Source organism: Octadecabacter algicola, assembly GCF_021532625.1.
In the GTDB taxonomy this organism is placed as follows: domain Bacteria; phylum Pseudomonadota; class Alphaproteobacteria; order Rhodobacterales; family Rhodobacteraceae; genus Octadecabacter; species Octadecabacter algicola.
In genome coordinates this window covers 1,239,031-1,251,145 of record NZ_JAKGAR010000001.1, presented here as the reverse complement: position 1 = coordinate 1,251,145, position 12,115 = coordinate 1,239,031, and the positions used below count along the sequence as shown (strand labels likewise).

Sequence of the window (12,115 nt, the reverse complement as noted above, 5' to 3'; positions counted from 1 at the left end):
ACTCAGTGACTGATCACCATGATCAGTCTTGATCCCGCCGCCTCGCTCGCTCAAACTCCAAGCAAATAGGAGCATCCAGATGTCATATACACCCGCCGCCGATCGCTATTCCAAGATGACCTACCGCCGCTGCGGTAACTCTGGGTTAAAGCTGCCCGCTGTTTCCTTTGGCCTCTGGCACAATTTCGGTGGGGCAACGCCGCATGATGCCAAACGCGAAATGTGCCAGACTGCGTTTGACCACGGAATTACGCATTTTGACCTCGCAAATAACTATGGTCCTCCGGCAGGCAGCGCCGAGGAAGCCTTTGGTGAAATCCTCAAGACAGATTTCAAAGGTTACCGTGATGAACTGATAATCAGTTCCAAGGCAGGCTATCATATGTGGGATGGCCCTTACGGTGAAATGGGCAGCCGCAAATATCTGATTTCATCCTGTGACCAATCCTTGAAACGGCTTGGTGTTGACTACGTAGACATCTTTTATTCGCACCGTTTTGATCCCGATACACCGCTTGAAGAAACCATGGGCGCGCTGGATCATATCGTGCGGTCAGGCCGGGCTCTCTACGTTGGCATCTCATCCTATAATTCCGAACGCACCCGTGAGGCCGTAACGATCCTTGAGGACCTTGGGACGCCCTGTTTGATCCACCAACCCAGCTACAACATGCTGAACCGTTGGGTAGAACGTGATGGCCTTAAGGACACGCTGAACGAACTTGGGGTTGGATCGATCGCTTTTACCCCACTGGCGCAAGGGCTTTTGACGAAAAAGTACCTTGGCGGCATTCCCGAAGGGAGCCGTGCGACGCAGGACAGCTCGCTTGATGCAGCCGCGATAACGGATGAGATGATTGCATCCCTCAAGGGCCTTAACGCAATTGCTGAGGCACGCGGACAAACACTGGCACAGATGGCGATCGCTTGGGTGTTGCGCGACGATGGCATCACAACGGCCCTGATTGGTGCGTCTAAAGCCAGCCAAATTGTGGATTGCGCGGGTGCGGTTTCGAATTTGGAGTTCACCGCAGAAGAGTTGTCTGAGATCGATAAATTCGCGGGCGATAAAGGCTTAAACCTCTGGGCGACGTCTTCGGAGGATGTTTAGCGCCGATTGCTGTTGACTCGGTGGGCAAACCCCCTAAAAGGCGGGTTCAGATTCAATTTACGCGTCGCATTTTGCCGCGCGAAGCCGGAGACACACCATGGCGAAGCCAACCACGATTAAAATCCGCCTGAACTCCACTGCAGGCACTGGCCACTTCTATGTGACCAAAAAGAACGCACGTACGATGACTGAAAAAATGGTCGTTAACAAATACGACCCAGTTATCCGTAAGCACGTCGAATACAAAGAAGGCAAGATCAAGTAAGATCGCCTTTCTAGGTCGGATTTACGGGTCGCCCCAGATTAATTTCTGCGGCGGCCCGTTTTCGTTTGTCAGAGGGTCAAGGGGGCAGGGCGGGCCCAGATGTTCAAGGTTTTTGATGTTGCGCAGACAAGAGTGCGCCCCGTCCATGAAAAGCCAAGAACCTGCAAGCTATCGCCAGAGCGATCCAAGAGATGGAAGGTGTCGTCGTGGTCCTGCCCGTCCCACGACGGACCGCGAAAGTGGATCGATCCAAGAGCTGGCGTCAGGACGCGGTATTGGTCCAATTGTTCGACCTTCCATCCATCCTTAAGGCGGGTCCGTAGACCCCCACCGAACGGCCCTGCCATGTCAAAGCGTTCGTTTGCAGGGTGATCTAAACGGGTCCCCTTAAGCGCCTCAGCGTCGAACCCATCTTCATCACGGTTGCGGTAAATGATGTCGCCCGTTTGGCCGCAGATCACACTCTGGCCGTTACTGGTCACAACCAGCATGTCTTCGCTGACACGGTCAAACCCGAGCGCTTTGATATAAGGGATGCCCAAAGCGGCGATGTGAGCCCATGGACCAGCCACTTTGGCAGGATCGGCGGCCGCAAGTTCAGAGCGGACCAAAGTGGTCTGTTCCTGTTGGCCATCGCCGAAGAGCCGCTTCATCAAATTCAAGAGTCTCGCCCCATATCGCCCCAAGTCCAGACGCCTGCGCCTGTGTACGGAATGCTAACAACTCGGATGTCGCAAAGAAACGGGCGGGGAGGGGCGTGCCGTAATCAAGCAGGTTACCGCCGCCGCGGCGTGGGTTTTGGGGGCGCCTAACGGGTCTTAGAATAAAAAAAGGCCGCCCCGGACAATTGATCCGAGGCGGCCCTTTGGATTTGGTTGTGCTGGTCTTTAGTCGTTGGACGACAGCAAGAACAGGATAGAGCGGAACATCGCAATGAACGAGATGTAGAGGCTCAACGCGCCAACGATGGCGGCTTTTTCAAGGTACTGCTCTGCTTCTGGACCACCGTACTGACGGGCCTGCAGGTATTCGTTTTTGATGCTCTGCGTGTAGTAGGCTGTGAGCCCTGCAAAGATCACCAGCGCGGCAACGTTGATGAAGAATGACATGCCGCTAAAGCTGAAGCCGAAGATCCAAGACACGAGCGACAAAGCAACAAGGCCCCATGCACCCATGATCAAGAAGGCACCCATTGGCCCAAGATCACGTTTTGTGGTGTAGCCAGTCAGCGACAATCCAAGGAAGGCGACAGACGTAATGCCGAAAGCCAAGAAGATCTCGCCCAAGTTGAACATAGCAAAGATCACTGCGAGCGAAGCGCCAGTGAGGGCTGCGTAGCCCCAGAAGATGCCGTTCAACGCGCCGACCGAAAGGCGGGCGAAGCTGAAGTTCAGCACCAGAACCAAGGCCAGCGGGCCAAAGACCACGGCGTAGAACAGCGGTGTGTTGTAGATTGTTGCCAGCGCTGCGTTGTTTGTGCCAATGAAGTAGGCAATCGCTGCTGTGACAACCATGGCCGCGGACATAAGCCCGTAGACCTTGTTCATGTGGGCGCGAAGGCCCGCGTCGATTTCTGCGGTGCGGACGCCAGCTCCAGCTGTCATCTGCGGGTTTCTATAGTCGGCCATGAAGTCCCTCCAGGGGTGAACGTTAAAAATACGGGCCCGAAAAGAGGCACAACGCCTCTGATGAACTCCCTTGGATTGGATATTGGCACGTTTGCCCTGATTTTCAAGGGAAACCAGCGGCGCTTTGCTGCAAATCGGTGTGAATTTGGCCGGAAGTGCGCTTAGCGCCGCGTTTTCGGGGTCAATGTGGCAGGTCCCAGAACGGGCGTGTTGCCTCTTTCGCGGCATCTCTTGGGGAAATGCCAAGATCTTTCAGGCGGTTAACATCCATGGACGCCAGTTCGCGGCGTTGTTTCCAGACGGCCATGTAAGTGCCAAGGGTCGTGCGCGGAGCGGGTTGGGATGTGGTGCGTGGCAGGCATTCTGCGCGGCTAATTGATTGTGTCATTACAAGTCCTTTCGTGATGTGTTGCGTTATTCATATGTTGTACGTTGATATATCCACGATCTCATGACATAAGTGAAATGAATGATTGATAGATGAAACATCAGGATATTTGATATGGCGAGAAATTTAGACATGACGGCGCTGCGGTCTTTTGTGACGGTTGCAGATGCGGGTGGCGTGACGAAAGCCGCTGGAGTTCTGCACCTGACGCAATCGGCGGTTTCCATGCAGCTAAAGCGATTGGAAGAAAGCCTTGGGGCGTCGCTTCTGGATCGGTCTGCCCGCCAAATTGGCGTCACGCCCGAAGGTGAACAGCTTCTCAGTTATGCACGCCGGATGCTGGCGTTGAACGACGAAGCCTTACAGCGGCTCACGGCGGATGATTTCGAAGGAGAGATCACCCTCGGTGTGCCGCACGACATTATCGATCCCTATATTCCTGCGGTGCTGCGCCGCTTTGCGTCTGACTTTCCACGTATGAAGATTCATTTGGTGTCAGAACCGACGCGCGTCCTGCGCGAGATGTTTGATCGCGGCGAGTGCGACGCGATTATCACCACCGAAGCGGAACCTGGCCCAGGGGGCGAGTCGCTCGTCACTTTGCCGTTGGTCTGGGTCGGGTCCCAAGGGGGCAACGCATGGAAACAACGCCCACTTCCTGTCGCGTTTTGCAGCAACTGCATTTTCCGTGCGGGTGTTTTGAAGCGCATGGACGACGCCAAATTCGAATGGGAAATGATCGTTGATTCTCATACGGACACGGCCATCCAAGCGGTGGTGAGTGCAGACTTGGCCGTGCACGCCGTCATCAAAGGCGTCTATGCCCGTCAAACAGTTCCGATCCCTGCGGAGGCAAACCTGCCAGATCCAGGGAAATCACAGATTGTCCTGTATATGCAGTCCAAATCCGATCCTGTTCAGGCCGCCCTCTATGACATGATCCGTCATTCCTACATGTCAGAATGGGCGGTTGAGGACACTCGTTTGCGCGCCTAGGGCGTGACGACAACTTTGCCGGTGCTTTTGCGGCTGCGCAAAAGCTCCAGCGCATCACCCGCTTGCGAAAGGGGCAAAACGTGGCTGACGTGGGGCGCAAGGCGTCCCTGTGAGAACATCGTAAACAGCTCTGCCATGCTGGTTGTGAGCGCTTCAGGGTTAAATTTGAGATAACCGCCCCAATAGAAGCCTATTACGCTAATGTTCTTCACCAAAAGGTGGTTGGCGGGAATCGGTGGAACATCGCCGCTGGCAAATCCGATTGTCAGAATGCGTCCCTCGCGGTTGGTTGCCCGCATCGCAGCGGTAAAGGCATCACCGCCCACAGGATCATAAACCACATCGGCGCCGCCCAATGCTTTGACTTCGGCCGTGATGTCCGCGCTTGCATCAAAAACATGATCAGCCCCTGCGGCCTTGGCGACCGCGCACTTTTCCTTGCCGCGGGCAACGGCAATCACGGTTGCCCCAAGCGCCTTACCAACTTCAACAGCTGTCAGGCCAACCCCGCCCGCAGCGCCCAGTACCAACAATGTCTCATGGGCTTGCAGCTGGGCACGACGCGTTAGCGCCAAATGGGAGGTGCCATAGGCGACTTGGAAGCCAGCAGCTTGTTCAGATGTCATACCGTCCGGCACTTGTTGGCACAGATCAGCAGGGAAGACGCCCTGTTCCGCCAGCCCGCCTTGTCCGCCGAATACAGCAACCCGCGCACCAATGGCCGGTGTCGTTACACCCGGACCTTGTGCCAGGACCGTGCCGCAGACTTCCATTCCCAGTGTAAATGGCGCGTCCGGTGTGTCTTGGTACGTGCCTTTGGCCATCAAGAGGTCAGCAAAGTTGAGCCCGCAGGCCTCGATCTTGAGTAAGACTTCGCCTTCTGCGGGAGTTGGAATCGAGGCGTTTACGGTCTCAGGTAGGGCTCCGGACTTGATAACTTGATAGGCGCGCATGTGATCTTTCATGGAATTAAACCCTTTTGAGTCGGCGGGATACTGAATTGGGGCGGGTTAATTAGGAGGCTATTTTTGGCCAAAGAAACGGAAGACTATCCTTTTCGACAGGGTAACAGATGCAAAACCTGTCCTAAAGGATAGGGGTCGGCGTGCAACCCTTGCGTGTTCCGCGTCTGGTGTCGTGTAAAGGCTTATCAGCAGAGAAATCTGTCACCCTAATAGTCTGCAAGGTACAGCGAAGCCAGTTGCCTGGACAGGCCGAAAGAACAGGAACCAGTATATGAAGCACCCAGTTGACGTCCATGTTGGTAAACGCATTCGCCATCGCCGTTGGGTAAGTGGTACAACTCAGCAGCAGTTGGCCGACCAAGTTGGAATCAAATTCCAGCAGATTCAAAAGTACGAAACTGGCATGAACCGTGTTAGTGCGTCCCGTCTTTGGGATATCGCTCATGCTCTGGGTGTCGACGTCTCTTTCTTCTTCGAAGGTCTGGATGCCGCGTTGATCGAAGCAGACGGATCAGACATGCCAAGTGATGTCCTGTCCGACAAAGAAGCGTTGGATTTGCTGCGCTCTTACTATGCCATTCCCGAAAACCAGCGTCGCCGGTTGTTCGATCTGGCACGTGTCCTAAGCGAAGCCGCTTAAGCGACCCTCTTGACCTTTGACTGCCAGTCCCGCTACCGCTGGGACACAGGCAGCCAAAGGGGGGGCACAATGACCCTAAAACAAATTACGTTGAGCTCGGACGATCAGACAGCTTTGCGTGCCTGCGGGCACGCATTGGCTGATGCTGCGCGCGCTGCCATCCTACCCCTGTTTCGGACAGGGATTGTATCTGACAACAAAGAAGCCGACGGGTTTGATCCCGTTACAGAAGCCGATCGCGCTGCCGAACTGGCCATGCGAGAAGTTTTGGCGCGGCTGCGTCCAGATGACAGCATCTTGGGCGAAGAATTCGGAACCAAAGACGGGTCCAGCGGGCTGCAATGGGTTCTTGATCCGATTGACGGCACACGCGGGTTCATTAGTGGCACACCAACTTGGGGTGTTCTGATCTCGGTGCGTGATGCCAGTGGCCCGATCTACGGAATCATCGATCAACCCTATATCGGCGAACGATTTGAAGGCGGCTTTGGCATTGGCGAAGTTGTTGGCCCCATGGGGATTGCTGCGTTTGGCACCAAAACGACAACTGATCTGGCGGATGCTACGATTTTGACCACTTTCCCAGAAGTCGGCACAATGGCCGAGGGCGCCGCGTTCAGGTCGGTTGCCTCTCACTGTAAGCTGACGCGTTACGGTATGGATTGTTACGCTTATGCGCTTCTGGCTGCGGGGCAGATTGATCTGGTCGTTGAAGCAAGCCTTAGCCCATATGATATCCAAGCACCCATTGCAGTGATCCAAGCCGCAGGCGGTGTCGTGACAAACTGGCAGGGCGGCCCGGCCCATGAAGGTGGGCAGGTCTTGGCCGCCGCAAACGCGGACATCCACGCACGCGCGCTTGAGATACTGTCAAACGCATCGATGACTTGAAAACAGCCTTGATTTTTCGTTAATTCAAACCGTCGCGTCCTTACCCGTTCTGGCGACATCTTCCTTGCCGAACGGGATCGAAAGGGGGGCTTATGCCTGATGTTTTGATTAAGGGTGCTTCGACAGTCCTGACAATGGACGACACACGCCGCGAATTGGCGGGCGCAGATGTCTTAATTTCGAACGGCACTATCGCTGAAATCGGGTTTGGTCTTGAGGCCGGAACCGCCGATATTATCAACGCCGCTGGCTGTGTCGTGACGCCTGGGTTGGTCAATACACACCACCATCTATACCAAACATTGACCCGCGCCGTACCGGGTGGCCAAGACGCTTTGCTATTTGGCTGGCTGCAGACGCTCTATCCGATTTGGGCGCGATTTGGCCCCGAAGAGATGTTCATCTCTGCCCAAGTGGGGCTAGCAGAACTGGCGTTGTCTGGTTGCACGATGACGTCTGATCATCTTTACCTTTATCCCAACGGATCACGTTTAGACGATACGATTGCAGCGGCGTCTGAAGTCGGTTTGCGGTTCCATCCCACCCGTGGCGCGATGAGCATCGGCGAAAACGATGGCGGACTTCCGCCTGACACGCTGGTCGAAAAAGAAGCTGCCATTCTCGAAGACTGCATTCGTGTGATCGACGCTCACCATGATGCAAGCGAGGGCGCGATGGTGCGCGTCGGTGTGGCGCCATGTTCGCCGTTCTCGGTCAGTCGCGATTTGATGCGTAACGCAGCGATCCTCGCACGGGACAAAGGCGTGATGTTGCATACCCATCTGGCTGAAAACGACGAGGACATTGCATATAGCCTTGAAAAATTCGGTTGCCGACCGGGGCAATACGCCGAAGACCTCGGTTGGACAGGGCCTGATGTTTGGCACGCACACTGCGTGAAGCTCGATGGGCAAGATATTGATTTATTTGCACGAACCAAAACGGGTGTCGCTCACTGCCCTTGTTCGAACTGCCGCCTTGGGTCGGGTATCGCGCCTGTTCGGGCGATGCGGGATGCGGGTGTTCCGGTTGGTCTGGGGGTGGACGGATCCGCTTCCAATGACGCTGGATCATTGATCGGAGAGGCCCGCCAAACCATGTTGTTGCAGCGTGTCGCACAAGGGGCCGACGCAATGTCCGCACGCGAGGCACTGGAGATCGCCACACGCGGCGGAGCAGAGGTATTGGGCCGTGATGACTGCGGGCAAATTGCTGTCGGAAAACGTGCAGACATCGCGATCTGGGACACAACGGGTGTCGAAAGTGCGGGGTCGTGGGACCCAGCTGCACTCCTTTTGGCTGGTCCAACCAAAGTGCGCGACCTGCTGGTTGAGGGGCGTCGCGTCGTTGAGGACGGCGTGGTGGTGAGTTTTGATCTGGGGCGTGCTATAAAACGTCAAAACCAATTGGTTCAAAAGCTACAAGGATGACGTCATGATGAGATTCACAGCACTCTTTGGGGTTGTCGTTTTGGCGGCATGTCAGCCAGCTGCGCAATCCCCGTCCGTATCCACATCGCCGGCGCCGATGGCTGCGCGCGCATCTTCTGGGTCTATGGCGGCGACGTTAAGCCAGTTGCGGGCCGACCAAGGTTTGGGACCTGTTGTTGAAAATACCAGACTAAGTCGGGCGGCGGCGGCGCATGCGCAAGACATGGTTGCGCTGAATTACTTTTCACATACCGGCTTCGAAGGGTCTTCGTTTACAGATCGAGCGCGTGCTGCAGGGTATGACTGCGCCGCAGCGGAAAACATCGCGTATGGACAAGACACCCAAGGTGAAGTCGTGGTTGGCTGGATGAATTCGCCTGGCCATCGGCGCAATATTTTGTTGGCGGATGCCACTGAGATTGGCGTCGGGCGTGTTGGAACGATGTGGGTCCTGATGATGGGGCGCGGTTGCTAGACCGGCTTGCCTGCGAGATAGACCTGCGCGATTGCACGATCATCGCCCATCATGATGGTAGGAAACAGTGCTTCCCAAAACGTTTCCGCCTCAGCCGTGCGTTGCGCGATGGCTGGGGTCGATGACAGATCGAGCACGACAATATCCGCCACCGCCCCAACATTCAGCGATCCGATTTCTCCGGACATATGAAGGGCGGATGCCGATCCTTCGCTCGCCAGCCACATGAGTTGAGCCGGATGTAGTGCCGTCCCGCGCAATTGGGCGATTTCATAGGCCGCTGCCATCGTCCGCAACATGGAAAAGGACGATCCGCCGCCTGTGTCTGTTGCCAGTCCTGTGCGAATACCGCGTGATTTTAGGCCCGCCATGTCAAACAACCCTGACCCAATAAACGTGTTGGATGTCGGGCAGTGGACCACAGCGGCATTCATTTCAGCGAGGCGATCAATCTCACGGCCTTCAAGGTGGATCGCATGGCCGTATAGGCCCCGTTCACCAAGAAGCCCGAAGGTTTCATAGGTGTCCAAGTAGTCTTTCGCGTCAGGGAACAAGCCACGCACCCATTCGATCTCGTCCAATTGTTCGGAGAGATGCGTTTGCATCATCGCGTCCGGAAATTCACCCCAAAGCGCACCAAGTGCGTCAAGCTGATCCGGTGTGGAAGTCGGCGAAAAACGAGGTGTGATCGCGTAAGTCGCACGGCCTTTGCCATGCCACTTGTTCAGCAACGCCTTGCTATCATCATAAGCAGTTAGTGCCGTATCTTGCAGCCCATCCGGTGCATTTCGATCCATACAGGTCTTGCCTGCGACCACTGCCATGTTCCGCTTTGCGGCAGCGCTAAAGAACGCGTCAACACTGGCAGGGTGAATCGTGCAAAAACTGGTGAGTGTCGTCGTGCCATGCGACAGAGCAAGATCCAAAGAACGGTCCGCGATCTTGTCGCAATAAGTCGGGTCCGCAAACCGCATTTCTTCTGGGAAAGTATAAGTGTTCAACCAATCAATCAGCCGCAACCCCCACGAGGCAATCATGGCTGTCTGTGGGAAGTGCATGTGCGCGTCAACAAATCCGGCCGTAATGACGTGGTCGCCGTTATCAATAACCTCGGCCAGTGGGTTTTCGCGCTGTAAATCAGCGGCTTCACCGGTTTGGGCAATCTTGCCGTCACGCACCAAGACAGCCCCGCGAGCGCTTGTTTTAGCGGCGTCTTCCAGCGGAACGGTAAATGGATCCGCCGTGAAGCGCAAAGTCTGACCAATGAGGAGAATGTCTTTCATTCCATCAACCTAGCCCCACTCCCCATGGTCGTAAATCGCGAAATCAAGGATACCTCTTGAGGGTTGCTGGCAACTGGATATGCTGCGCTGCAACAGGGGGTCCTATGGCCGATCAAATCAACACCATCACAGACGAAAAAGAGGCTCTTCCAAAGCGCCTTGTCGCTTCCGTTGTCGACGCAGTCGGCGCACGGGATGCCGCTGGATTGGAAGGGTTGCTTGAACCGCTCCACGCGGCTGATATCGCCGATTTGTTAGAACAAATCGACGAACGGGATCGTGCGTCTTTGCTGGCGCTTTGGGAAGGTGGGATGGACGGGGAAATCCTGTCCGAACTTGGCGATGATCTGCGTGAAGAGATTATTGATGTCCTTGGGCCAAGAGAATTGGCCGACGCCGTACGCGACCTTGAATCGGACGACGTCGTTGATCTGGTCGAAGACCTTCAACAGTCCCAACAAGATCAGGTGCTTGATGCGCTAGAGGCGGGCGATCGCCTCGTTGTTGAAAAAGCGCTCGCCTATCCCGAGGAATCTGCTGGCCGTTTGATGCAGATGGAAGTCGTGCGCGCGCCGTCACATTGGACCGTCGGTGAAACGATTGATTATCTGCGCGCCAATGATGATCTGCCTGAGCATTTTTACCACGTCATTCTTGTTGATCCGCGGATGAAACCCGTGGGGTATGTCACCCTTGGGCGCCTTCTTGGCACGCCTCGCCAGATCAAAATGACCGCGTTGACCGAAGACAAATTCCGCACGTTCCGCGTAGATCAAGACGAAGAAGACGTTGCCTATGCGTTCAACCAATATCACCTGATTTCCGCCCCCGTTGTCGATGAAGACGATCGATTGGTCGGTGTCATCACCATTGATGACGCGATGATCGTTTTGGACGAAGAACACGAAGAAGACATCTTGCGTTTGGCCGGTGTTGATGGGGAATCCAGCCTCACCGACAAAGTCATAGCGACCACCAAGCGTCGTTTCCCGTGGCTGGCCGTGAACCTTGCAACAGCGATTGTGGCTTCTCTGATTATCTCGATGTTTGAGGAAACGATCGCCAGCCTTGTGGCGCTTGCAGTGTTGATGCCGATTGTCGCGTCTATGGGTGGCAACGCTGGCACGCAGTCGCTGACGGTTGCGGTACGATCCATTGCGACCAAAGACCTTACTGGGGCAAACGTCTGGCGCGTTATCCGACGCGAAGTTCTCGTCGGTTTGGTCAACGGCGTGATTTTCGCAGTCGTCATGGGGATCGTTGGCTGGGTCTGGTTTGGCCAACCGATGCTGGGTGTGGTGATTGCGCTGGCGATGGTGATCAACATGGTTGTTGCGGGTCTAGCGGGGACGGCCATTCCTGTCGTTCTTGAGAAAATGGGCGTTGACCCTGCACTGGCATCGGGCGCGTTCGTGACGACGGTGACCGATGTCGTCGGTTTCTTTGCCTTCCTTGGCCTTGCCGCGGTGATGTTGTTATGACCCTTCAGTCCCGTAAAGACGCAGCCCGTAAGGCGGCCTTCGCCGCTCGCAAAGCGGCTCACGATGCGGGGCTAAGCTACGCAGGCCACCTGTCCTCGGTTTTAGCGGGCTATCGCGGCGTGTCCCTTGCTGGGTATGCGCAAATGCGCACCGAGATTGACCCAACCCCCGCCATGGCAGAGGCCAGCGCCCACGGGCCGGTTGCAATGCCCGTGATTCAAGCCGCGGGACAACCGCTGAAGTTTCGTGAATGGACGCCGGACTGCTTGATGGTGGATGGCCCGTTTGGGGCGCAAGTTCCGGAGCACGGCGATTGGATCACACCAGAAATCTTGATCGTACCTCTGGTTGCTTTCTCACGAGATGGCGGACGTTTGGGCTATGGCGGCGGGTTTTATGATCGAACCCTCGAGCAACTTCGCGCAAAGAAATCGACACTCGCCATCGGATATGCCTTTTCAGCGCAAGAGCTCGACGATCTCCCGCTGGAACCAACGGACCAGCCGCTCGACCTGATCGTGACGGAACGCGGCATTATCGAACCCTCATGAAGCGGTCATTG

Annotated in this window: 14 protein-coding genes; 9 read left to right on the top strand and 5 right to left on the bottom strand. The window is 55.7% G+C overall.

Annotated elements, in window-relative coordinates:
* Positions 1-79: 79 nt before the first annotated feature.
* A complete protein-coding gene (mgrA, locus tag L0666_RS06175; RefSeq protein WP_235259429.1) occupies positions 80-1,111 on the top strand; it encodes an L-glyceraldehyde 3-phosphate reductase in 1,032 nt (343 codons plus the stop codon).
* 97 nt (positions 1,112-1,208) lie between these two features.
* A complete protein-coding gene (gene rpmG / locus L0666_RS06170) occupies positions 1,209-1,376 on the top strand; it encodes a 50S ribosomal protein L33 (RefSeq protein ID WP_048597310.1) in 168 nt (55 codons plus the stop codon).
* A 68-nt stretch (positions 1,377-1,444) separates the two neighbouring features.
* Here rpmG and L0666_RS06165 read toward each other — a convergent pair whose 3' ends face one another.
* The 3 genes from L0666_RS06165 to L0666_RS06155 all read right to left on the bottom strand — a co-directional run bounded on the left by L0666_RS06165 (position 1,445) and on the right by L0666_RS06155 (position 3,392).
* The gene (locus L0666_RS06165) at positions 1,445-2,029 is read right to left on the bottom strand and encodes a hypothetical protein (protein ID WP_235259428.1); all 585 of its coding nucleotides are present in this window, start codon (positions 2,027-2,029) and stop codon (positions 1,445-1,447) included.
* A 234-nt stretch (positions 2,030-2,263) separates the two neighbouring features.
* On the bottom strand, positions 2,264-3,004 hold the full coding sequence (locus L0666_RS06160; protein ID WP_216036306.1) for a Bax inhibitor-1/YccA family protein: 741 nt from the start codon (positions 3,002-3,004) through the stop codon (positions 2,264-2,266).
* Positions 3,005-3,185: 181 nt separating this feature from the next.
* Complete coding sequence (locus L0666_RS06155; RefSeq protein WP_235259427.1) at positions 3,186-3,392, bottom strand: DUF1127 domain-containing protein; 207 nt, start codon at positions 3,390-3,392, stop codon at positions 3,186-3,188.
* A gap of 114 nt (positions 3,393-3,506) precedes the next feature.
* Between L0666_RS06155 and L0666_RS06150 the strand changes: the two genes are divergently transcribed.
* Positions 3,507-4,388: a LysR family transcriptional regulator gene (locus tag L0666_RS06150; protein ID WP_235259426.1), complete on the top strand. Its 882-nt coding sequence runs from the start codon at positions 3,507-3,509 to the stop codon at positions 4,386-4,388.
* Here L0666_RS06150 and L0666_RS06145 read toward each other — a convergent pair.
* The gene (locus L0666_RS06145; protein ID WP_235259570.1) at positions 4,385-5,341 is read right to left on the bottom strand and encodes an NADPH:quinone oxidoreductase family protein; all 957 of its coding nucleotides are present in this window, start codon (positions 5,339-5,341) and stop codon (positions 4,385-4,387) included. The two genes, L0666_RS06150 and L0666_RS06145, sit on opposite strands and share 4 nt — an antisense overlap.
* Positions 5,342-5,624: 283 nt before the next feature.
* Between L0666_RS06145 and L0666_RS06140 the strand changes: the two genes are divergently transcribed.
* From L0666_RS06140 to L0666_RS06125, 4 genes are all read left to right on the top strand, one after another.
* Positions 5,625-5,993, top strand: coding sequence for a helix-turn-helix domain-containing protein (locus L0666_RS06140; protein WP_235259425.1), 369 nt, complete (start codon positions 5,625-5,627; stop codon positions 5,991-5,993).
* 69 nt (positions 5,994-6,062) lie between these two features.
* Complete coding sequence (locus L0666_RS06135) at positions 6,063-6,884, top strand: inositol monophosphatase family protein (protein ID WP_235259424.1); 822 nt, start codon at positions 6,063-6,065, stop codon at positions 6,882-6,884.
* A 92-nt stretch (positions 6,885-6,976) separates the two neighbouring features.
* The gene (locus L0666_RS06130) at positions 6,977-8,314 is read left to right on the top strand and encodes an 8-oxoguanine deaminase (protein ID WP_235259423.1); all 1,338 of its coding nucleotides are present in this window, start codon (positions 6,977-6,979) and stop codon (positions 8,312-8,314) included.
* Between the two features lie 4 nt (positions 8,315-8,318).
* On the top strand, positions 8,319-8,789 hold the full coding sequence (locus tag L0666_RS06125) for a CAP domain-containing protein (RefSeq protein ID WP_235259422.1): 471 nt from the start codon (positions 8,319-8,321) through the stop codon (positions 8,787-8,789).
* On the opposite strand, the gene guaD is transcribed toward L0666_RS06125, so the two are convergent.
* Entirely contained in the window at positions 8,786-10,072 is a 1,287-nt protein-coding gene (guaD, locus tag L0666_RS06120; RefSeq protein WP_235259421.1) for a guanine deaminase, read from the bottom strand. The two genes, L0666_RS06125 and guaD, sit on opposite strands and share 4 nt — an antisense overlap.
* Before the next feature lie 104 nt (positions 10,073-10,176).
* Between guaD and mgtE the strand changes: the two genes are divergently transcribed.
* Both mgtE and L0666_RS06110 read left to right on the top strand, forming a co-directional pair.
* Entirely contained in the window at positions 10,177-11,553 is a 1,377-nt protein-coding gene (mgtE, locus tag L0666_RS06115) for a magnesium transporter (RefSeq protein ID WP_235259420.1), read from the top strand.
* The gene (locus L0666_RS06110; protein WP_235259419.1) at positions 11,550-12,104 is read left to right on the top strand and encodes a 5-formyltetrahydrofolate cyclo-ligase; all 555 of its coding nucleotides are present in this window, start codon (positions 11,550-11,552) and stop codon (positions 12,102-12,104) included. The genes mgtE and L0666_RS06110 overlap by 4 nt, the downstream gene beginning before the upstream one ends.
* The last annotated feature ends 11 nt before the right edge of the window (positions 12,105-12,115 follow it).

Coding starts and splice junctions, on each gene's coding strand:
- mgrA (WP_235259429.1), top strand. CDS start 80: ATGTCATATACACCCGCCGCCGATCGCTATTCCAAGATGACCTACCGC.
- rpmG (WP_048597310.1), top strand. CDS start 1,209: ATGGCGAAGCCAACCACGATTAAAATCCGCCTGAACTCCACTGCAGGC.
- L0666_RS06165 (WP_235259428.1), bottom strand. CDS start 2,029: ATGAAGCGGCTCTTCGGCGATGGCCAACAGGAACAGACCACTTTGGTC.
- L0666_RS06160 (WP_216036306.1), bottom strand. CDS start 3,004: ATGGCCGACTATAGAAACCCGCAGATGACAGCTGGAGCTGGCGTCCGC.
- L0666_RS06155 (WP_235259427.1), bottom strand. CDS start 3,392: ATGACACAATCAATTAGCCGCGCAGAATGCCTGCCACGCACCACATCC.
- L0666_RS06150 (WP_235259426.1), top strand. CDS start 3,507: ATGGCGAGAAATTTAGACATGACGGCGCTGCGGTCTTTTGTGACGGTT.
- L0666_RS06145 (WP_235259570.1), bottom strand. CDS start 5,341: ATGCGCGCCTATCAAGTTATCAAGTCCGGAGCCCTACCTGAGACCGTA.
- L0666_RS06140 (WP_235259425.1), top strand. CDS start 5,625: ATGAAGCACCCAGTTGACGTCCATGTTGGTAAACGCATTCGCCATCGC.
- L0666_RS06135 (WP_235259424.1), top strand. CDS start 6,063: ATGACCCTAAAACAAATTACGTTGAGCTCGGACGATCAGACAGCTTTG.
- L0666_RS06130 (WP_235259423.1), top strand. CDS start 6,977: ATGCCTGATGTTTTGATTAAGGGTGCTTCGACAGTCCTGACAATGGAC.
- L0666_RS06125 (WP_235259422.1), top strand. CDS start 8,319: ATGATGAGATTCACAGCACTCTTTGGGGTTGTCGTTTTGGCGGCATGT.
- guaD (WP_235259421.1), bottom strand. CDS start 10,072: ATGAAAGACATTCTCCTCATTGGTCAGACTTTGCGCTTCACGGCGGAT.
- mgtE (WP_235259420.1), top strand. CDS start 10,177: ATGGCCGATCAAATCAACACCATCACAGACGAAAAAGAGGCTCTTCCA.
- L0666_RS06110 (WP_235259419.1), top strand. CDS start 11,550: ATGACCCTTCAGTCCCGTAAAGACGCAGCCCGTAAGGCGGCCTTCGCC.